The sequence below is a fragment of the Streptomyces ambofaciens ATCC 23877 genome, from assembly GCF_001267885.1.
In the GTDB taxonomy this organism is placed as follows: domain Bacteria; phylum Actinomycetota; class Actinomycetes; order Streptomycetales; family Streptomycetaceae; genus Streptomyces; species Streptomyces ambofaciens.
The window spans coordinates 5,639,032-5,658,287 of record NZ_CP012382.1; the positions used below are offsets into that span (position 1 = coordinate 5,639,032).

The 19,256-nt window shown below is 71.8% G+C and carries 20 protein-coding genes and 1 pseudogene; 17 read left to right on the plus strand and 4 right to left on the minus strand.

Annotation, left to right across the window (positions count from 1 at the left end):
* Positions 1–68 precede the first annotated feature (68 nt).
* The 4 genes from leuC (at position 69) to SAM23877_RS25205 (ending at position 3,401) form a co-directional block, all read left to right on the plus strand.
* Positions 69–1,499, plus strand: a complete 1,431-nt coding sequence (gene leuC / locus SAM23877_RS25190) for a 3-isopropylmalate dehydratase large subunit (RefSeq protein WP_053137575.1) — start codon at positions 69–71, stop codon at positions 1,497–1,499.
* 5 nt (positions 1,500–1,504) lie between these two features.
* Positions 1,505–2,098, plus strand: a complete 594-nt coding sequence (leuD, locus tag SAM23877_RS25195; RefSeq protein WP_053137577.1) for a 3-isopropylmalate dehydratase small subunit — start codon at positions 1,505–1,507, stop codon at positions 2,096–2,098.
* 275 nt (positions 2,099–2,373) lie between these two features.
* Complete coding sequence (locus tag SAM23877_RS25200) at positions 2,374–2,604, plus strand: SCO5555 family protein (protein ID WP_053137580.1); 231 nt, start codon at positions 2,374–2,376, stop codon at positions 2,602–2,604.
* A 137-nt stretch (positions 2,605–2,741) separates the two neighbouring features.
* Positions 2,742–3,401, plus strand: a complete 660-nt coding sequence (locus SAM23877_RS25205; protein WP_053137583.1) for an HU family DNA-binding protein — start codon at positions 2,742–2,744, stop codon at positions 3,399–3,401.
* A gap of 192 nt (positions 3,402–3,593) precedes the next feature.
* On the opposite strand, the gene SAM23877_RS25210 is transcribed toward SAM23877_RS25205, so the two are convergent.
* Both SAM23877_RS25210 and cofC read right to left on the minus strand, forming a co-directional pair.
* A complete protein-coding gene (locus tag SAM23877_RS25210) occupies positions 3,594–3,797 on the minus strand; it encodes a hypothetical protein (RefSeq protein ID WP_053137586.1) in 204 nt (67 codons plus the stop codon).
* Between the two features lie 9 nt (positions 3,798–3,806).
* Positions 3,807–4,445 carry a 2-phospho-L-lactate guanylyltransferase gene (gene cofC / locus SAM23877_RS25215; RefSeq protein ID WP_053137589.1) on the minus strand — a complete coding sequence of 213 codons (639 nt, stop codon included), beginning with the start codon at positions 4,443–4,445 and terminating at the stop codon, positions 3,807–3,809.
* A 143-nt stretch (positions 4,446–4,588) separates the two neighbouring features.
* Here cofC and SAM23877_RS25220 point away from each other — a divergent pair, with 143 nt between their 5' ends.
* From SAM23877_RS25220 to SAM23877_RS25230, 3 genes are all read left to right on the plus strand, one after another.
* A complete protein-coding gene (locus SAM23877_RS25220; RefSeq protein WP_053137596.1) occupies positions 4,589–5,395 on the plus strand; it encodes a lysophospholipid acyltransferase family protein in 807 nt (268 codons plus the stop codon).
* A complete protein-coding gene (locus tag SAM23877_RS25225; protein WP_053137599.1) occupies positions 5,392–6,402 on the plus strand; it encodes an NAD(P)H-dependent glycerol-3-phosphate dehydrogenase in 1,011 nt (336 codons plus the stop codon). The genes SAM23877_RS25220 and SAM23877_RS25225 overlap by 4 nt, the downstream gene beginning before the upstream one ends.
* 175 nt (positions 6,403–6,577) lie before the next feature.
* Positions 6,578–7,747, plus strand: coding sequence for a D-alanine--D-alanine ligase family protein (locus SAM23877_RS25230; RefSeq protein ID WP_053137602.1), 1,170 nt, complete (start codon positions 6,578–6,580; stop codon positions 7,745–7,747).
* Positions 7,748–7,987: 240 nt separating this feature from the next.
* Here SAM23877_RS25230 and SAM23877_RS25235 read toward each other — a convergent pair whose 3' ends face one another.
* A complete protein-coding gene (locus SAM23877_RS25235) occupies positions 7,988–8,221 on the minus strand; it encodes an Lrp/AsnC family transcriptional regulator (RefSeq protein WP_053137604.1) in 234 nt (77 codons plus the stop codon).
* 227 nt (positions 8,222–8,448) lie between these two features.
* Between SAM23877_RS25235 and SAM23877_RS25240 the strand changes: the two genes are divergently transcribed.
* Together SAM23877_RS25240 and thiD are read left to right on the plus strand one after the other, a co-directional pair.
* A complete protein-coding gene (locus tag SAM23877_RS25240; protein ID WP_053137607.1) occupies positions 8,449–9,417 on the plus strand; it encodes a thiamine-phosphate kinase in 969 nt (322 codons plus the stop codon).
* Positions 9,414–10,217, plus strand: a complete 804-nt coding sequence (thiD, locus tag SAM23877_RS25245) for a bifunctional hydroxymethylpyrimidine kinase/phosphomethylpyrimidine kinase (protein WP_053137610.1) — start codon at positions 9,414–9,416, stop codon at positions 10,215–10,217. The genes SAM23877_RS25240 and thiD overlap by 4 nt, the downstream gene beginning before the upstream one ends.
* Before the next feature lie 185 nt (positions 10,218–10,402).
* Here the strand turns inward: thiD and rpmB are convergent, their stop codons facing one another.
* Positions 10,403–10,588, minus strand: a complete 186-nt coding sequence (gene rpmB / locus SAM23877_RS37830) for a 50S ribosomal protein L28 (RefSeq protein WP_004924906.1) — start codon at positions 10,586–10,588, stop codon at positions 10,403–10,405.
* A 267-nt stretch (positions 10,589–10,855) separates the two neighbouring features.
* Here rpmB and SAM23877_RS25255 point away from each other — a divergent pair, with 267 nt between their 5' ends.
* The 8 genes and pseudogenes from SAM23877_RS25255 to rnc all read left to right on the plus strand — a co-directional run bounded on the left by SAM23877_RS25255 (position 10,856) and on the right by rnc (position 19,170).
* Positions 10,856–12,574 carry a DAK2 domain-containing protein gene (locus tag SAM23877_RS25255; protein ID WP_053137612.1) on the plus strand — a complete coding sequence of 573 codons (1,719 nt, stop codon included), beginning with the start codon at positions 10,856–10,858 and terminating at the stop codon, positions 12,572–12,574.
* 60 nt (positions 12,575–12,634) lie between these two features.
* Complete coding sequence (recG, locus tag SAM23877_RS25260) at positions 12,635–14,851, plus strand: ATP-dependent DNA helicase RecG (protein ID WP_053137615.1); 2,217 nt, start codon at positions 12,635–12,637, stop codon at positions 14,849–14,851.
* Between the two features lie 123 nt (positions 14,852–14,974).
* Positions 14,975–15,571, plus strand: a pseudogene (gene rsmD, locus SAM23877_RS25265) (16S rRNA (guanine(966)-N(2))-methyltransferase RsmD); the annotation flags it as partial.
* Positions 15,572–15,597: 26 nt separating this feature from the next.
* The gene (gene coaD / locus SAM23877_RS25270; protein ID WP_053137621.1) at positions 15,598–16,077 is read left to right on the plus strand and encodes a pantetheine-phosphate adenylyltransferase; all 480 of its coding nucleotides are present in this window, start codon (positions 15,598–15,600) and stop codon (positions 16,075–16,077) included.
* A gap of 142 nt (positions 16,078–16,219) precedes the next feature.
* Entirely contained in the window at positions 16,220–17,341 is a 1,122-nt protein-coding gene (locus SAM23877_RS25275) for a F0F1 ATP synthase subunit B family protein (protein WP_053137624.1), read from the plus strand.
* 143 nt (positions 17,342–17,484) lie between these two features.
* Positions 17,485–18,138 carry a YceD family protein gene (locus SAM23877_RS25280; protein WP_053137626.1) on the plus strand — a complete coding sequence of 218 codons (654 nt, stop codon included), beginning with the start codon at positions 17,485–17,487 and terminating at the stop codon, positions 18,136–18,138.
* 2 nt (positions 18,139–18,140) lie between these two features.
* Positions 18,141–18,314, plus strand: coding sequence for a 50S ribosomal protein L32 (gene rpmF, locus SAM23877_RS25285; RefSeq protein WP_003951102.1), 174 nt, complete (start codon positions 18,141–18,143; stop codon positions 18,312–18,314).
* Positions 18,315–18,321: 7 nt separating this feature from the next.
* Entirely contained in the window at positions 18,322–19,170 is an 849-nt protein-coding gene (gene rnc, locus SAM23877_RS25290) for a ribonuclease III (protein ID WP_174532256.1), read from the plus strand.
* The last annotated feature ends 86 nt before the right edge of the window (positions 19,171–19,256 follow it).

Below are 19,256 nucleotides of genomic sequence, written 5' to 3' on the forward strand. Positions count from 1 at the left end.
GGTGCGGGCGCTGCTTCCTCCAGATCTCTAGTTGGGTCGGCGCCTTGTCGTCGGCCGGAGGGAAAGCGATGGGTAGGACACTCGCGGAGAAGGTCTGGGACGACCACGTCGTCCGGCGCGCCGAGGGCGAGCCCGACCTCCTCTTCATCGATCTGCACCTGCTGCACGAGGTGACCAGCCCGCAGGCCTTCGACGGCCTCCGCAAGAGCGGCCGCCCGGTGCGCCGGCTCGACCTGACCATCGCCACCGAGGACCACAACACCCCGACGCTCGACATCGACAAGCCCATCGCGGACCCGGTCTCCCGGGTCCAGCTGGAGACGCTGCGCAAGAACTGCGCGGACTTCGGCGTCCGGCTGCACCCGCTGGGCGACGTCGAGCAGGGCGTCGTGCACGTCGTGGGCCCGCAGCTGGGCCTGACCCAGCCCGGCACCACCGTGGTCTGCGGCGACTCGCACACCTCCACGCACGGCGCGTTCGGCGCGCTGGCCTTCGGCATCGGCACCTCCCAGGTCGAGCACGTGCTGGCCACCCAGACGCTGCCCATGGTCCGCCCGAAGACCATGGCGATCACCGTCAACGGCGCGCTGCCCGACGGTGTCACGGCCAAGGACCTCATCCTGGCGATCATCGCCAAGATCGGCACCGGCGGCGGCCAGGGCTACGTCCTGGAATACCGGGGCGAGGCCATCGAGAAGCTCTCGATGGAGGCCCGCATGACCATCTGCAACATGTCGATCGAGGCCGGCGCCCGCGCGGGCATGATCGCCCCCGACGAGACCACCTTCGCCTACCTCCAGGGCCGCCCCCACGCCCCCGAGGGCGCCGACTGGGACGCGGCCGTCGAGTACTGGAAGACGCTGCGCACGGACGACGACGCCGAGTTCGACGCCGAGGTCGTCATCGAGGCCGCCGAGCTGTCGCCGTTCGTCACCTGGGGCACCAACCCGGGGCAGGGCGCACCGCTGTCGGCCGCCGTCCCCGACCCGGCTTCGTACGAGGACGCTTCGGAGCGCTTCGCCGCCGAAAAGGCCCTGGAGTACATGGGCTTGGAGGCCGGACAGCCGCTGCGCTCCATCAAGGTGGACACCGTCTTCGTAGGTTCCTGCACCAACGGCCGCATCGAGGACCTGCGCGCCGCCGCCGAGATCGTGCGGGACCGCAAAGTCGCCGACGGCGTACGGATGCTGGTCGTCCCCGGCTCCGCGCGGGTGGGCCTGCAGGCCGTCTCCGAGGGCCTGGACGTGGTCTTCAAGGAGGCCGGGGCCGAATGGCGGCACGCGGGCTGCTCGATGTGCCTGGGCATGAACCCGGACCAGCTCGCCCCCGGTGAGCGCTCCGCGTCCACCTCCAACCGCAACTTCGAGGGACGGCAGGGCAAGGGCGGCCGCACCCACCTGGTGTCGCCGCAGGTCGCGGCCGCGACGGCGGTCCTGGGCCACCTGGCCTCCCCGGCCGACCTGTCCGCCGCCGACGTCCCCACGCCCGCTGGAGTCTGAGAGTCATGGAAGCATTCACCACCCACACCGGCCGGGCCGTCCCGCTGCGCCGCAGCAACGTCGACACCGACCAGATCATCCCCGCCCACTGGCTCAAGAAGGTGACGCGGGACGGATTCGAGGACGGACTGTTCGAGGCCTGGCGCAAGGACGCGTCCTTCGTCCTCAACCAGCCCGAGCGGCAGGGCGCGACCGTGCTGGTCGCCGGCCCCGACTTCGGCACCGGGTCCTCCCGCGAGCACGCCGTCTGGGCGCTGCAGAACTACGGCTTCAAGACCGTGATCTCCTCCCGCTTCGCCGACATCTTCCGCGGCAACTCGCTGAAGAACGGCCTGCTCACGGTGGTCCTCGACCAGAACACCGTCGACGCCCTGTGGGAGCTCACGGAGCGGGACCCCCAGGCCGAGATCACCGTCGACCTGAAGGCCCGCGAGGTGCGCGCCGAGGGCGTCACCGCCTCCTTCGAGCTGGACGAGAACTCCCGCTGGCGGCTGCTGAACGGGCTGGACGACATCTCGATCACCCTCCAGAACGAGCCGGAGATCGCCGCGTACGAGGCCAAGCGGCCGTCGTACAAGCCGCAGACCCTCCAGGCGTGAGCCCGGGGCCTCCACGGAGGCCCCGCAAGGTCGAGTTTCGGCCACCCGACACCCCCGCCGTACCCCCGATCGGACCGATCGGGGGTACGGCTGTTTTCCGGCCCGGAACCGGTCGGGTGGGGCGGCTGCGTCCGCCAACGGCCCACGTTAGAGGCGTGGTTGCTGGGGTAGGCAGGGAATGGAGGAGCGGCTTCCGGGTGTGCCCGGGAGGCCGTTCGAGGTGGCAGTTGCCCCCTGCGCAGGCGACAACTCGCCCCAGATGGCACAATCTGTGCATGGACCACGACGGCCAACTCGAGCTCTATACGGCGGTCGCGGTCCGGCTCAAGGAAGCGCACACAAGAGTGCGCGCACTGCAAGTCCCGGAGGGCGTACGGATGGCGCTGACCCGGAAGCTGCTGGTCATTACGGCCGCGGCCAAACACGATCTCGCCGGTGCGGCAAGGCGCCTGGAGCGGTTCATCGCGGACCTCGACGAGGGGCGATTCCCCGAAGAGGAAGGCTGAACAGGCCGGGACCGCCCGAGTCCGTTGCGGCACAAGGGTGATTAGCCCGTTTCGTGTTTGATTTGCGGTATATATCTGCCTAACGTGCGAAAAAGCTTGAACAGATTCGTTCTGGCGATGTCTCCGAAGGGGAAGACGTGAACAAGGCGCAGCTCGTAGAAGCGATTGCCGACAAGCTGGGCGGCCGGCAGCAGGCCGCCGACGCTGTCGACGCGGTCCTGGACGCCCTCGTCCGTGCAGTGGTCGCGGGTGACCGGGTCTCGGTCACCGGCTTCGGTTCCTTCGAGAAGGTCGACCGTCCGGCCCGCTACGCCCGCAACCCGCAGACGGGCGAGCGGGTTCGGGTCAAGAAGACCTCCGTACCCCGCTTCCGTGCTGGTCAGGGCTTCAAGGACCTGGTGAGCGGCTCGAAGAAGCTCCCGAAGAACGACATCGCGGTCAAGAAGGCCCCCAAGGGCAGCCTGTCCGGTCCGCCGCCCACCATCTCCAAGGCCGCGGGCAAGAAGGCCGCCGCCAAGAAGGCCACGGGCGCCGCGAAGAAGGCCACGGGCGCGGCCAAGAAGACGACCGCGACGGCGAAGAAGGCCACCGCCAAGAAGACCACGGGTGCCGCGAAGACGGCGACGGCGAAGAAGGCCCCCGCCAAGAAGTCCACCGCCAAGACCACCACCGCGGCGGCCAAGAAGACCACGGCGCAGAAGGCCCCCGCCAAGAAGGCGACGGCCAAGAAGGCCCCCGCCAAGAAGTCGACCGCCCGCAAGACCACCGCCAAGAAGGCCACCGCCCGCAAGAAGTAGCAGCACGCGGCACGCGGCCGGCGGCGTCCGGCAGGCGAACGGGCACAGGGCACTCACGCGCCGGGCCGGACTCCCTCTCGGAGTCCGGCCCGCGGCGTGTCCGGGATCGGGCGCGCCTTCGCGGCGACCCGGCGCTCAGCCCGGTGACAGCCCGCCGGCGGTGGCCCCGGTGGGAGTCCACCGTCGTAAGGTTCAGAAGGTCTGGAGCGTCACCAGGGTGATCCGGCGGTCGGCCCCCGCGCCCTCGCTCTCGACGCGGACCCGCTGACCGGGCCGCAGCAGTCTCAGGCCCCCCGCGTCGAACGCCGCCGCGTCGAAGGGCACCGGCGTGCCGTCGTCCAGCAGCACCTGCCCGCTGCGGCTCTCGGGGTCGTACGTGTACGCGGTCGCCTGCATGCCCGCAGCCTACTGCCCGACGATCAGCAGCCGCGCCGCCACCGCGGCCGTACGGGGCCCGACCCCCAGCGCCAGCGCGGCGCGCAGATCGTCGCCGGTGTCGACGTCCTGCCGTACGGAATCCACCGAGTCGAGGCGCAGTTCCGCGGCGCCGGACGCGCGGTGACGGGCCCGGGAATCCGTACCGAAAGCGGGGGCCAATTCGCGGCCCGGTGCGGCGGCCAGCAGGGTCGTGCCGATTCCGGCCGCGTCCGGGAGAAAAGCGCGCGGGAATTGCGCGGCCGCCGTCAGTACCCGCGTCAATTCCGCCGGGCGAAGTGCGGGGAGATCGGCGTTGAGCGCGGCCACCGGGCTTCTGGGGTGTGCCGCACGGACGAACGCCGCCCCGTGCGCCAGGGCGGCGTTGAGACCGTCGCCCGGCTCGTCCGGAACGACCCCGGCGCCCAGTTCCGCCAGGGCCCGTCCCGCCTGCGCGTCGTCCGTGACTACTGCCACACCCGCCACCGCCGGGCAGGCGAGCGCGGCCGCCACCGTGTCCTGCGCGAAGGCGAGCGCGAGGCCGGGCCGAACCCCGTCGTGCGCGGTGTCCGACAGCCTGCTCTTGGCCCGGGCGAGGGGCTTCACGGGTACGACCAAGGTCCACTGCACGAGCGTTCCGTCCTTCTCTCGTCGCCGCCATTGTCACCTGGGAGACCCGGCGGTTCACTCGCCGGGGCGTACGGTGTTCTCGACAGACGGGCGGCCCGGGGCGACACTTGTCCGGCCCCAGGCCATGGAGGAAAGGTGTCAGCGTGCCCCGCCGCAGAATCGGCTTCTGGTACCGCTTCGCCGCGGTGATCTGCAAACCTCCGCTGGTGGTTCTGATCAAGCGGGACTGGCGGGGAATGGAGAACATGCCGGCCGACGGTGGATTTATCACCGCCGTGAACCACAATTCGCACGTCGACCCCTTCGCGTATGCGCACTATCAGTACAACACCGGCCGCGTCCCGCGATTCCTGGCGAAGAGCGGACTTTTCCGGAAGGGATTCGTCGGCGCCGCGATGCGGGGCACCGGACAGATCCCCGTCTACCGCGAGAGCACGGACGCGCTCAGCGCCTTCCGCGCCGCGATCGACGCCGTGGAGCGCGGCGAGTGCGTCGCCTTCTACCCCGAGGGCACGCTGACCCGCGACCCGGACGGCTGGCCGATGACCGCCAAGACCGGTGCCGCGCGCGTCGCCCTGCAGACCAAGTGCCCGGTGATCCCGGTCGCCCAGTGGGGCTGCAACGAACTGCTGCCGCCGTACGCCAGGAAGCCGAACCTCCTCCCGCGCAAGACCCATCGCGTGCTGGCGGGCCCGCCGGTCGACCTGTCGCGCTTCTACGACCAGGAGATGACCGCGGACGTGCTGAAGGAGGCGACCGAGGTCATCATGGCCGCCGTCACCCGCCAGCTGGAGGAGATCCGCGGCGAGAAGGCCCCCGACACGCCCTACGACCCGCGCCGTGAGCGGATCGAGCAGCGCCGCCGCACGCAGGCCCAGACGAGGGCGGTCCAGACACGGGCGGTACAGGCACCGACGCACGGGCAGCAGGCAGAAGGGCAGAGCACGTGAGCAACCCCGTCAAGGCGGCCGTCTTCGGTACCGGATCGTGGGGCACGGCCTTCGGCATGGTCCTCGCCGACGCGGGGTGCGACGTCACCCTGTGGGGCCGCCGCGCCGAACTCGCCGACGCCGTCAACTCCACCCGGACCAACCCGGACTACCTGCCCGGGGTGGAGCTCCCCGCCAACCTGCGGGCCACCACCGACGCCGCCGAGGCCGCGCGGAACGCCGACTTCACGGTCCTCGCGGTCCCGTCCCAGACGCTGCGCGCCAACCTCGCCGACTGGACGCCCCTGCTGGCGCCCGGCACGATCCTGGTGTCCCTGATGAAGGGCGTCGAACTCGGCTCCGCGATGCGGATGAGCGAGGTGATCGACGACGTGGCGAAGGTCGGCGCCGAACGCATCGCCGTGGTCACCGGACCCAACCTGGCCCGGGAGATCGCCGCCCGGATGCCGGCCGCGGCCGTGGTCGCCTGTCCCGACGACTCCGTCGCCCAGCGCCTCCAGACCGCCTGCCACACGCCGTACTTCCGCCCGTACACCAACACCGACGTCGTCGGCTGCGAGCTGGGCGGCGCCGTGAAGAACGTGATCGGGCTGGCCGTCGGCATCGCGGACGGCATGGGCCTGGGCGACAACGCCAAGGGCTCGCTCATCACGCGCGGTCTCGCCGAGACCACCCGCCTCGGTGTCGCCCTCGGCGCCGACCCGCTGACCTTCTCCGGACTGGCCGGGCTCGGCGACCTGGTGGCGACCTGTTCCTCGCCGCTGTCCCGCAACCACACCTTCGGCACCAACCTCGGCAAGGGCATGACCCTCCAGGAGACGATCGCGGTCACCAAGCAGACCGCCGAGGGTGTCAAGTCCTGCGAGTCCGTGCTGGATCTGGCCCGCAGGCACGGCGTCGACATGCCGCTCACCGAGACGGTCGTCGGCATCGTGCACGAGGGCAAGCCTCCGGTGGTCGCGCTCAAGGAGCTGATGTCGCGCAGCGCCAAGCCGGAACGGCGCTGAGCGCCATCGGAACGGCGGCTAGCGCCACCGGAACGGCGGCGAGCGGGCCGCGACGACGCTGAGCGATGCCGGAACGACGCTGAGCGACAGCACCGAGGCACCCGGGCGACGCCCGCGCCACGCGGCCCCGCCGACGCTGTCTCGCGGCCCTGGGGGCGGGTACTCTCAACGCGATATGAGCACCGAGAACCTCCCCCAGAGCCCCGAGCAGAGCCCGGAGCAGCCGCCTCGCAAGCCGCGTGTGGCCGTCGTGTTCGGCGGGCGCAGCTCCGAACACGGGATCTCCGTGGTCACCGCAGGCGCCGTCCTCGCGGCCATCGACCGGACGAAGTACGACGTCCTGCCGATCGGCATCACCCGCGACGGCCGGTGGGCCCTGACCGCCGACGAGCCGGAGCGCATGGCGATCACCGAACGCCGCACGCCCGACGTCGAGGAGCTGGCCGAGTCGACCGAGGGCGGCGTGCTGCTGCCCGTCGACCCCGCGAACCGCGAAGTCGTCTACAGCGAACCCGGCTCGGTGCCCAAGGCGCTGGGCGAGGTCGACGTCGTCTTCCCCGTCCTGCACGGCCCGTACGGCGAGGACGGCACGCTCCAGGGCCTGCTGGAGCTGTCCGGCGTGCCCTACGTCGGCTCGGGCGTGCTCGCCTCGGCCGTCGGCCAGGACAAGGAGTACATGAAGGCGGTGTTCGCCTCCTACGGGCTGAAGGTCGGTCCGTACGTGGTGATCCGTCCGCGGGAGTGGGAGCAGGACCGTTCCGGCGCCCGCGAGAAGATCGTGGACTTCGCCGGAGAGCACGGCTGGCCGCTGTTCGTGAAGCCCGCGCGCGCGGGTTCCTCGATCGGCATCACCAAGGTCGACGACCTCGCCGGACTCGACGAGGCGATCGAGGAGGCCCGGCGCCACGACCCGAAGATCCTGGTCGAGGCGGCGCTGCGCGGCCGGGAGATCGAGTGCGGGGTGCTGGAGTTCGAGGACGGTCCCCGGGCGTCCGCCCCCGCGGAGATCCCGCCGCCCTCGGAGCACGCGTACTACGACTTCGAGGCCAAGTACATCGACTCCACGCCCGGCGTCGTGCCCGCACCGCTCACGCCCGAGGAGACCGCCGAGATCCAGCGGCTCGCCGTGGCGGCGTTCGACGCGGCCTCCTGCGAAGGGCTGGTGCGCGCGGACTTCTTCCTCACCGAGGACGACGAGTTCGTGATCAACGAGATCAACACCATGCCCGGCTTCACGCCGATCTCCATGTACCCGCAGATGTGGCAGGCGAGCGGCGTGAGCTACCCGGAGCTGGTGGACCGGCTGGTCCAGGCGGCGCTGCGGCGGTCCACAGGGCTGCGCTGACCGCTCCCGGCCCGTGCACGACGAGAAGGCGACCCCCTCGGGGGTCGCCTTCTCGCAGTATGATCAGCGGGTTTCCCCAGCCGGCCGCCCGCTGTCCGCAGGTGGCAGTGTCTTGTCCGCGTTCCGCCACAACCGGCGACCGACGCGCCCGGGACGGGAACCGCCGCCGACTCGCTGTCGTCTGCTGAGGAGCAGCCGACGGCGGCGATCAGCGGTGCGGAGCGAGCGGGCGGAAGGGGGCTAGAGATGAACGACCGGACAGGTCAGAGTACGAGTGATGCCGTCCACTTGCTGGACCTTGGCGACCACCATGCGACCCAGGTCGTCGACGGTGTCGGACTGCGCGCGCACGATGACGTCGTAGGGTCCTGTCACGTCCTCGGCCTGGATCACCCCAGGGATCTTGCTGATCGTCTCGGCGACGGTCGACGCCTTGCCGACCTCCGTCTGGATCAGGATGTACGCCTGTACCACGGAACCTCCAGAGCGGCCACGAGGATCATGTGGGGAAAAGGAACGCCACGGTATCGCGTCGCCGCTCTCCGCGGGGAGACCCGCGGGGTGGCGGCCTCGCGTGCCGTGGTGCCGCAAGGACACGAGTTGACGAGCACGCCGACCGCGGTGACGGTCATTTCGACCGTAACGAGGACAGAGATGACGCGCGACCGGGCACGGACAGGGACAGAAGGGGAGCCAAGGCGATGAAGGGCACTGTTGGTGAGCTCGGGGAGTTCGGGCTCATCAGGGAGCTCACCTCCCGTCTCACCACCACCCCGGCGGTCCGGGTGGGCCCCGGCGACGACGCCGCGGTGGTGGCCGCGCCCGACCGCAGGGTGGTGGCCAGCACCGACATCCTCGTCGAGGGGCGGCACTTCCGCCGGGACTGGTCCACCGCGTACGACGTGGGCCGCAAGGCGGCGGCGCAGAACCTGGCCGACATCGCCGCCATGGGCGCCGTGCCGACCGCGCTGCTGCTCGGCCTGGTCGTGCCCGCCGAACTGCCGGTGACCTGGCCGACCGAGCTGATGGACGGACTGCGCGACGAGTGCCAGGTCGCGGGCGCCTCGGTGGTCGGCGGCGACGTGGTGCGCGGCGACACGATCACCGTCTCCATCACCGCGCTCGGCGACCTGCGCAACCAGGAGCCCGTCACCCGGGGCGGTGCCCAGCCCGGCGACCTCGTCGCGGTGACCGGCTGGCTCGGCTGGTCGGCGGCCGGTTTCGCCGTGCTGTCCCGCGGCTTCCGCTCGCCGCGCGCCTTCGTCGAGGCCCACCGGCGTCCCGAGCCGCCGTACCACGCGGGTCCGGCCGCCGCGGGGCTCGGCGCCACCGCGATGTGCGACGTGAGCGACGGACTCATCGCGGACCTCGGGCACATCGCGGAGGCCAGCAAGGTCAGGATCGACGTCCGCTCCGGCCAGATCGACATCCCGTCCCAGATGAACGACATCGGCCAGGCCGTCGGCGTCGACCCGATGCAGTGGGTGCTCACCGGGGGAGAGGACCACGCGATCGTGGCCACCTTCCCGCCGGACGTGAAACTGCCCGCCCGCTGGAAGGTCATCGGCGAGGTCCTCAACCCCTCCGCGCTGCCCCAGGTGACCGTCGACGGGGCGCCCTGGACCAGCAAGGGCGGCTGGGACCACTTCGGGGACGAGGTCGAGGCGTGAGGCCGCCCCTGGTCCTCACCGTGGCCGGCTCCGACTCGGGCGGCGGCGCCGGCATCCAGGCCGACCTCAAGACGATGCTCGCCCTCGGCACGCACGGCATGAGCGTGCTCACCGCGGTGACCGCGCAGAACTCCCTCGGTGTGCAGGGCGCCTGGGAGCTGCCCGTGGACGCCGTGCGGGCCCAGTACCGCAGTGTCGTGGACGACATCGGCGTCCAGGCGGTCAAGACCGGCATGCTCTCCTCCGCGGAACTGGTCGAGACGGTCGCCGAATTGATCGGCGGCACGGACGCCCCGGCGGTCGTCGACCCGGTCGGCGTCTCCAAGCACGGGGACGCGCTGCTCGCCGCCTCCGCCCTGGACTCCGTACGCACCAAGCTGCTGCCGGTCGCCACCGTCGCCACGCCGAACCTCGACGAGGTCGCCCAACTCACCGGCGTGCACGTCGAGTCGGACACCGATCTGCGCCGGGCCGCGGCGGCCGTCCTGGAGTACGGTCCGCGCTGGGCGCTGATCAAGGGCGGTCACCTGCACGGGGACGCCGTGGACCTGCTCACCGACGGCTCGCAGGAGCACTGGCTGCGCGCCCCGCGCCTCGACAACCGGCACACGCACGGCACCGGCTGCACCCTCGCGTCGGCCGTCGCCTGCGGGCTGGCCAAGGGGCAGCCGGTACCGGAGGCGGTCAAGGCGGCCAAGGCGTACGTCACCGGGGCCATCGAGGCCGGTTTCGCGCTCGGCGGCGGCATCGGACCGGTCGACCACGGGTGGGCACTCGGGCGGGACGCCTCCTCGGTGTGACGCCCGGTGCGGCCTGCCTCGCGACCCGGCCGAGGGGGCCGCGCCGGTCGACCGGAAGGCGGCCGCGGCTCAGCCGTCGCGGCGGGACCCCGGCCCGTCCGGGAACGGCAGAAAGCCGGCCCACACGAGGTGGACCGGCTTTGTGCAGCGGACCAGGCAGTGGCCGCGCGCTCAGCTGTGACGCGTCAGCGCGAGACCTTCCCGGCCTTGATGCACGAGGTGCAAGCGTTCACGCGCTTCGGCGTCCCGCCGACCACGGTACGCACGCGCTGGATGTTCGGGTTCCAGCGACGGGGCGTACGGCGGTGAGAGTGCGAGATGTTGTTGCCGAAGCCCGGCCCCTTGCCACAGACGTCGCAGTTGGCAGCCACGGGTCACTCCAAAGACTTCAGATGCACTTACGGTTGATCCCGGCATGCCGGGAACGAGAACTCGGAGTCGCGAACGATCCGGGATCTGAGTGGCGGTGCCAGGGGGATGGCCCGATCGGGATCGGGCAACCGGAGCAGCATACAACGGCTGCTCCCGTACAACGAAACTACCACGGCAGCTCAGGGGGCCACCCCCGGCCCTCTTCCGGCCGGACCCCCGCGAAGGTCTACGCTGCCTGCCACGTCCAGCAGCTCAGGGAGGCGCAGGTGGCGCAGGTGCCGCAGAGGTTCTTCGACGCTCTGGCGGTACGCACCTGGTGCGGTCTCTCGCTTCAGGCGCTGGGGCGGGCGCGCGAGGAGATCGACGCGATCAACGTCTACCCGGTCGCGGACGGGGACACCGGCACCAACCTGTACCTGACCGTGGAGTCGGCCGTCGCCGCGGTGGAGGCGGTCTTCGCCGCGCACGCGGTGGACGCCGGGGAGCCGGAGACGGGCGGCGGCCCCTCGTTGCCCGAGGCCGTGGGCGCCATGGCGCACGGCGCGCTCATCGGCGCCCGGGGCAACTCCGGGACGATCCTCGCGCAGCTGCTGCGCGGCATGGCCCAGGTGCTCACCGCCCGGGGTGAAGCCGCCCACACCGACGGCCAGGGCCTGCGGCTGGCCCTGCGGCACGCGGCCGAATCCGCCCGGCAGGCCGTGGCCCACCCGGTCGAGGGCACCGTCCTGACCGTCGCCTCGGCCGCCGCCGACGCCGCCGAAGGAGCGGAGGGCGACTGCGCGGAGGTGGCCCGCGCCGCCTACGAGGGCGCCGGCCGGGCCCTCGCCGAGACTCCGGGCCGGCTGCCCGTCCTCCGGCGCGCCGGAGTCGTCGACGCCGGCGGACGCGGCCTCGTGACACTCCTCGCGGCCCTGGTGGAGACCTTCACGGGCCGGGCGCCCGGGCCCGCGGCGACCGGCGCACCGCTCGCGCGCGCGAGGCACGGCGTCCAGGACCCCGCGGGCGGGCACACCGGAGAAGACCTCGCGGACGAGTGCGCCGCGGAGGAGGACGACGGGGACGGGCCCGCCTTCGAGGTGATCTACCTCCTGGAAGCGCAGGACGCGGCCGTGGCACGGCTGCGGCAGCGGCTGGACGCCCTCGGGGACTCACTCGTGGTCGTCGGCGGCGACGGCCTGTGGAACGTCCACGTGCACGTCGACGACGCGGGCGCCGCCGTGGAGGCGGGCGTCGAGGCCGGGCGGCCGTACCGCATCAGGATCACCCACTTCGGGCACGGGGACGTGCACACCGCCGGGAGCGGGCGCCCGCCCCGCGAGCGCGCCCAGCGCGCGGTGGTGGCCGTCGTGCCGGGGGAGGGGCTCGCCGGGCTGTACGCCGAGGCCGGCGCGACCACCGTGCTCGCGCGTCCGGGGGAGCCGCCCGCGAGCGGGGAGCTGGTCCAGGCCGTGCGGCGGGCGCACGCCCGCGAGGTCGTGCTGCTGCCCAACGACGTCGAACTGCGTCACACCGCCGCCGCGGCCGCCGAACAGGCCCGCACCGAAGGCGTCCGGGTGGCCCTGATCCCGACCCGCTCCGCCGTCCAGGGCATCGCCGCGCTCGCCGTGCACGAGCCCGGGCGGCGCTTCGACGAGGACGTGGTGGCGATGACCTCGGCGGCCGGCGCCACGCGCTACGCCGAGGTCGCCGTCGCCGAACGGCAGTCCTGGACCACGGCGGGCATCTGCCAGGCCGGTGACGTGCTCGGCCTCGTCGACGGTGACGTGGCCGTGATCGGGGCCGACGTGACGGCGGTCGCCGCGACCGTCCTGGACCGCATGCTCGCGGCCGGCGGCGAGCTGGTCACCCTCGTCCTCGGCGACGAGGCCCCCGAGACCGTCGCCGCCCACCTGGAGGCCCGCGTCCGCGAGGCGTACCTCGCCGTCGACACGGTGGTCTACCGGGGCGGCCGGCAGGGCGCGCCGCTGCTCATCGGCGTGGAGTAGCACGGCCGTCCCCGGCGTTCGCGGGGAGGTGCGAGGCCGTTGTCAGTGGCGTGGTGTGCAATGGATCTCGTGCCCGCACTGCGAGAACCCCTGAAGAAGGTGCTCGGCCCCGCCACCGCCAAGGTGATGGCCGAGCATCTCGGCCTGCACACCGTCGGTGACCTCCTGCACCACTACCCCCGCAGATACGAGGAGCGCGGCCAGCTCACCCACCTCGCCGACCTGCCCATGGACGAGCACGTCACGGTGGTGGCCCAGGTCGCCGACGCCCGCCTGCACACCTTCGCCTCGTCGAAGGCCCCGCGGGGCAAGGGGCAGCGCCTGGAGGTGACCATCACGGACGGCCACGGCCGCCTCCAGCTGGTCTTCTTCGGCAACGGCGTGCACAAGCCGCACAAGGAGCTCCTGCCGGGCACCCGGGCGATGTTCGCGGGCAAGGTCTCCGTCTTCAACCGCCGGCTCCAACTGGCCCATCCGGCGTACGAGTTGCTGCGCGGTGGTGAGGACGACGACCCGGCCGAGAGCGTCGAGTCATGGGCGGGTGCGCTCATCCCCCTCTACCCGGCCACCGCCAAGCTGGAGTCCTGGAAGATCGGCAAGGCGATCCAGACGGTGCTGCCCAGCGCGCAGGAGGCTCTCGACCCCCTCCCCGACTCGCTGCGCGAGGGCCGCGCCCTGGTCTCCCTCCCCGAGGCCCTCCTGAAGATCCACCGCCCGCACACCAAGGCCGACGTCGAGGACGCCCGCGCCCGCCTGAAATGGGACGAGGCCTTCGTCCTCCAGGTCGCCCTCGCCCGCCGCCGCCACGCCGAGACCCAACTCCCCGCCGTCCCCCGCAGACCCGGCCCGGACGGCCTGCTCACGGCCTTCGACGACCGCCTCCCCTTCACCCTGACCGACGGCCAGCAGAAGGTCTCCCGGGAGATCTTCGACGACCTGGCCACCGACCACCCGATGCACCGGCTGCTCCAGGGAGAGGTCGGCTCCGGGAAGACGATGGTGGCCCTGCGCGCCATGCTCGCCGTCGTCGACGCGGGCGGGCAGGCGGTGATGCTGGCGCCCACCGAGGTGCTCGCCCAGCAGCACCACCGGTCGATCGTCGAGATGATGGGCGAGCTGGCCGAGGGAGGCATGCTCGGCGGCGCGGAACACGCCACCAAGGTGGTGCTGCTCACCGGCTCGATGGGTGCCGCCGCCCGCCGCCACGCCCTGCTCGACCTGGCCACCGGCGAGGCCGGCATCGTCATCGGCACCCACGCGCTGATCGAGGACAAGGTGCAGTTCCACGACCTGGGGCTGGTCGTCGTCGACGAGCAGCACCGCTTCGGCGTCGAGCAGCGCGACGCCCTGCGCGGCAAGGGCAAGCAGCCGCCGCACCTGCTCGTCATGACCGCCACGCCGATCCCGCGCACCGTCGCGATGACGGTCTTCGGCGACCTGGAGACCTCCGTCCTGGACCAGCTCCCGGCCGGACGCTCGCCGATCGCCAGCCACGTCGTCCCGGCCGCCGACAAACCGCACTTCCTGGCCCGCGCCTGGGAGCGGGTCCGTGAGGAGGTGTCCAACGGGCACCAGGCGTACGTCGTCTGCCCGCGCATCGGCGACGAGGGCGACGCCCCGAAGAAGGGGTCCGAGCAGCCTGCCGAGGGCGACGCGGAGAAGCGGCCCCCGCTGGCCGTCCTCGACGTCGCCGAGCACCTGGCGAAGGGACCGCTCCAGGGTCTCGGCGTCGAGGTCCTGCACGGCCGCATGCAGCCCGACGACAAGGACGCGGTCATGCGCCGCTTCACCGCCGGGGAGACCGACGTCCTGGTCGCCACGACCGTGATCGAGGTCGGCGTCAACGTCCCCAACGCCACCGCGATGGTGATCATGGACGCCGACCGCTTCGGCGTCTCCCAGCTCCACCAGTTGCGCGGCCGGGTCGGCCGGGGCTCGGCCCCCGGACTGTGTCTGCTGGTCACCGAGATGCCCGAGGCGAGCGCGGCCCGACAGCGCCTGGCCGCCGTGGCCGGCACCCTCGACGGCTTCGAGCTCTCCCGCATCGACCTCGAACAGCGCCGCGAGGGCGACGTCCTCGGCCAGGCCCAGTCCGGCGCCCGCACCTCGCTGCGGGTCCTCGCCGTCATCGAGGACGAGGAGATCATCGCCGCGGCGAGGGAGGAAGCGGCAGCGGTGGTGGCCGCCGACCCGGAGCTGACCGGCCTGCCCGCCCTCCGGACGGCCCTGGACGCCCTGCTGGACGAGGAGAGGGAGCAGTACCTGGAGAAGGGCTGATGGCTCCCGCCCCCGGGGACGCGGGCACCGCACGACCGGCCGGGACGGGCCCGTGCTCGTCGGACAGCACGAGCCACCCGCCCCCGCGCCTGCCAGACTGAACGGAACACACCCCACGACCAAGGACCCAAGATGACCCGCGTGATCGCCGGCACGGCCGGCGGACGTCGCCTGGCCGTCCCGCCGGGGACCGGCACCCGGCCCACCTCCGACCGCGCGCGCGAGGGCCTCTTCTCCACCTGGCAGTCCCTGCTCGGCGGCCCGCTGGACGGCGAGCGGGTCATCGACCTGTACGCCGGTTCCGGCGCCGTCGGCCTGGAGGCGCTGTCCCGGGGCGCGGGGCACGTCCTGCTCGTCGAGGCCGACGCCCGCGCCGCCCGCACCGTCCGGGAGAACGTGAAGGCGATCGGCCTGCCCGGCGCCGAGGTACGGGCGGGCCGAGCGGAGCAGATCATCCGCACCCCGGCCCCCGCCGAGCCCTACGACATCGTCTTCCTGGACCCGCCGTACGCCGTCTCCGACGACGATCTTCGGGAGATCCTCCTCACACTCCGTACGGAGGGGTGGCTCACCGGGGATGCGCTCGTCACCGTGGAGCGCAGCACCAGGGGCGGCGATTTCCGGTGGCCGGACGGCTTCGAAGCGATCCGGGCCCGTCGCTACGGCGAGGGAACGTTTTGGTACGGTCGCGCCGCCTCTACGTGCGAAGACGCACGATGACCGGACCGGAGAGCGAGGGAACTCAAGTGCGCCGCGCCGTCTGTCCCGGGTCGTTCGACCCGATCACCAACGGACATCTCGACATCATCGCCCGTGCCTCCAGCCTCTACGACGAGGTCTACGTCGCGGTGATGATCAACCAGGCCAAGAAGGGCCTGTTCGAGATCGAGGAGCGGATCGACCTCATCCGCCAGGTCACCGCCGAGTACGGGAACGTGCGCGTGGAGTCCTTCCACGGCCTCCTCGTCGACTTCTGCAAGCAGCGCGAGATCCCGGCCATCGTCAAGGGCCTGCGCGCGGTCAGCGACTTCGACTACGAGCTGCAGATGGCCCAGATGAACAACGGCCTCTCGGGTGTGGAGACGCTGTTCATCCCCACCAACCCCACCTACAGCTTCCTGTCGTCCTCCTTGGTCAAGGAGGTCGCCACCTGGGGCGGCGACGTCTCCCACCTGGTCCCGCCGCTGGTCCTCGACGTCCTCGCCGAGCGCCTCAGGAAGGACTGAGAGCACCCCGCGCACGTCCCGGGCGCACCTCTCGCGCCCCCCGGAGACTGACAACCCGTCACCCGGTGTCCCCCGGACACCCCAGGGTCGTACAGTCGTCCCGTCCGTCTCCAACACAGCTGTAGAGAGTGGCGAGCACACGGTGGACGTGCAGAAGAAGCTCGACGAGATCACCGCGATGGTCTCCGGCGCCCGCGCCATGCCCATGTCGGCCTCGTGCGTGGTCAACCGCGCCGAACTGCTCGCCCTGCTGGAGGACCTGCGCGCCGAGCTGCCCGGCTCCCTCGCCCAGGCCCAGGAGCTGATCGGCGACCGGGAGCAGATGGTCGCCCAGGCCCGCCAGGAGGCCGACCGGATCATCGAGAGCGCGCACGCCGAACGCGGTTCGCTGATCTCCGACACCGAGGTCGCCCGCCGCTCGCAGGCCGAGGCCGACCGGATCCTCGCCGAGGCCCGCCAGGAGGCCGAGGAGGTCCGCGCCGAGGCCGACGACTACGTCGACTCCAAGCTCGCCAACTTCGAGGTCGTCCTCACCAAGACCCTCGGCTCCGTCGGCCGGGGCCGCGAGAAGCTGCTCGGCACCGGGCCCGGCCTCGACGAGAACGGCTACGCGGACGAGGACGCCCCCGAGCGCAGCCACGACCCCGAGACCCTGCGCCGCGACGCCGACGCCTACGTGGACACCAAGCTCGGCGCCTTCGAGGCGGTCCTGGCCAAGACCCTGGACGCCGTCGGCCGCGGCCGACAGAAGCTGCACGGCCGGATCGCCAGCGACGACCTCGGCGCCCTCGCCGACGACGCCACCACCGTCCAGCACTCCAGCGACGCCGACTACCTCGCCGGCCTCGCGGCCCTCTCGGACGCCCCGGCCGAGCAGCCCCGGCAGCGCGAGTACGGCGAGCAGCAGCCGGCGGCGGCCCAGCCGCCGGCCCAGGCCGTGCCGGAGATGCCGTCGCAGCAGCCCGCGTACGGCTACGCGCAGCAGCAGCAGCCCGACCCGTACGCGGACTACCAGCAGACCTACGGCGGTCAGCAGGACCCGTATGGCTACCAGCAGCAGACCGACGCCTACGCCTACCAGGGCTACGACGCCCACCAGCAGTCGTACGACGGACAGCAGGGCTACGCCCAGCCCCAGCAGCCGCAGCAGCCCCCGCAGCCTCCCCAGGCTCAGCCGCAGGCCCTCGACGAGACCAGCCTCTTCGACACCAGCATGATCAGCGCCGAGCAGCTGCGGGCCTACGAGCAAGGACGCGGCCTCTAGGGCCGTCGCCCGTGAGGGTCCGGATTGGGCCGTCAGCGAATGGTCCAGTATCCTGGCTCTTCGGTCGCGCGTACGTCCGCGATCGACGCTGCCCGGGAACACCTCAGGGCGGAAACCCCAAGCCAGGAAGACCGAAAGCAGGAATGGTTCTGAACGCGCGCCTCGACCACCGCGACCCCCTCGTGTTCGACACACACGAGCTGGGACGGCGGCCCGGTGCGCTGCAGCGCCTGACCCGCACGGTCGACGCTCCCCGGGACTTCGGCCTCCAGGGAGTCATCGGAGTGCCGGAAGGCGCTCCGGTGGAACTCGATCTCCGGCTCGAGTCGGTCATGGAGGGGGTGCTCGTCACAGGCACCGCCCGTGCCAAGGCCGAGGGGGAGTGCGTAAGGTGTCTGGAGCCGCTCGAGCAGCAGCTCGAAGCGGACTTCCAGGAGTTGTTCTCGTACCCTGACGCCGACGACCGGGGCCGCCCTGCGGCGGAACCGGGCGACGACGCCGAGGACGACGAGGACAGGCTCTTCATCGAGGACGGACTGATCGGCCTCGAACCCGTGCTGCGTGACGCGGTGGTGCTCGCACTGCCGATGCAGCCGGTGTGCCAGGAAGACTGCCAGGGTCTGTGCTCCGAGTGCGGAGTGCGCCTGTCGGACGACCCGGACCACCACCATGACGCCGTCGACATCCGTTGGGCGGCATTGCAGGGACTCGCCGGTTCACTCGAAGACGGCGAGAAGGACGAGATGAGCGGCGACGGGCCAGAATCCGCGGACGCCGCCGAGAAGCAGGAGAAGTAGCCGTGGCTGTTCCGAAGCGGAAGATGTCGCGCAGCAACACGCGCCACCGCCGGTCGCAGTGGAAGGCTGCGGTCCCCACCCTGGTTGCGTGCGAGCGCTGCCACGAGCCCAAGCAGCAGCACATCGCGTGCCCGTCTTGCGGCACTTACAACAAGCGCCAGGTCCTCGAGGTCTGAGCGGCTGGTGAGAGGCACTGTGTCAGTCCCCAAGAAGGCGGAAGACGCCAAGGCGGACCCAGCCGCCAAGAAGAAGGCGGACACCCAGGCCTCGTCCCACACGCTTCTGGAAGGGCGGCTCGGCTATCAGCTCGAGTCCGCCCTTCTGGTGCGTGCGCTGACCCACCGTTCCTACGCGTACGAGAACGGCGGTCTGCCGACGAACGAGCGGCTGGAGTTCCTCGGTGACTCCGTCCTCGGCCTCGTCGTCACGGACACGCTGTACCGCACCCACCCCGACCTGCCCGAAGGCCAGCTGGCCAAGTTGCGGGCCGCGGTGGTCAACTCACGTGCGCTGGCGGAGGTGGGCCGCGGGCTCGACCTGGGCTCCTTCATCCGGCTCGGCCGGGGCGAAGAGGGCACGGGGGGCCGGGACAAGGCATCCATCCTCGCCGACACCCTCGAAGCGGTGATCGGCGCGGTCTATCTCGATCAGGGCCTCGACGCGGCCTCCGAACTGGTGCACCGCCTGTTCGACCCGCTCATCGAGAAGTCCTCGAACCTCGGTGCCGGCCTGGACTGGAAGACCAGCCTCCAGGAACTCACCGCGACCGAAGGGCTCGGCGTCCCCGAGTACCTGGTCACGGAGACCGGCCCGGACCACGAGAAGACCTTCACTGCTGCCGCCCGCGTCGGAGGCGTCTCGTACGGCACCGGCACCGGCCGCAGCAAGAAGGAGGCGGAACAGCAGGCCGCGGAATCCGCGTGGCGGGCCATCCGGGCCGCGGCGGACGAGCGCGCCGAGGCGGCGGCAGCCCAGCCGCCCGCCGAAGCGGCGGACCTGCCGAGCGCCGACGCCCCGTCGGCCTCCGCCTGACCGTCAGTTCCACCTGATACACCGCACGTCCCGAACGCCCGCCCCTCACCCGGGGCGGGCGTTCGGTTCGTCCACCGGACCGTCCG

Excerpts from the sequence above, each read along its gene's own strand:
- leuC (WP_053137575.1), top strand. The coding sequence starts at position 69 with ATGGGTAGGACACTCGCGGAGAAGGTCTGGGACGACCACGTCGTCCGG.
- leuD (WP_053137577.1), top strand. The coding sequence starts at position 1,505 with ATGGAAGCATTCACCACCCACACCGGCCGGGCCGTCCCGCTGCGCCGC.
- SAM23877_RS25200 (WP_053137580.1), top strand. The coding sequence starts at position 2,374 with ATGGACCACGACGGCCAACTCGAGCTCTATACGGCGGTCGCGGTCCGG.
- SAM23877_RS25210 (WP_053137586.1), bottom strand. The coding sequence starts at position 3,797 with ATGCAGGCGACCGCGTACACGTACGACCCCGAGAGCCGCAGCGGGCAG.
- SAM23877_RS25230 (WP_053137602.1), top strand. The coding sequence starts at position 6,578 with ATGAGCACCGAGAACCTCCCCCAGAGCCCCGAGCAGAGCCCGGAGCAG.
- SAM23877_RS25240 (WP_053137607.1), top strand. The coding sequence starts at position 8,449 with ATGAAGGGCACTGTTGGTGAGCTCGGGGAGTTCGGGCTCATCAGGGAG.
- recG (WP_053137615.1), top strand. The coding sequence starts at position 12,635 with ATGGATCTCGTGCCCGCACTGCGAGAACCCCTGAAGAAGGTGCTCGGC.
- SAM23877_RS25280 (WP_053137626.1), top strand. The coding sequence starts at position 17,485 with ATGGTTCTGAACGCGCGCCTCGACCACCGCGACCCCCTCGTGTTCGAC.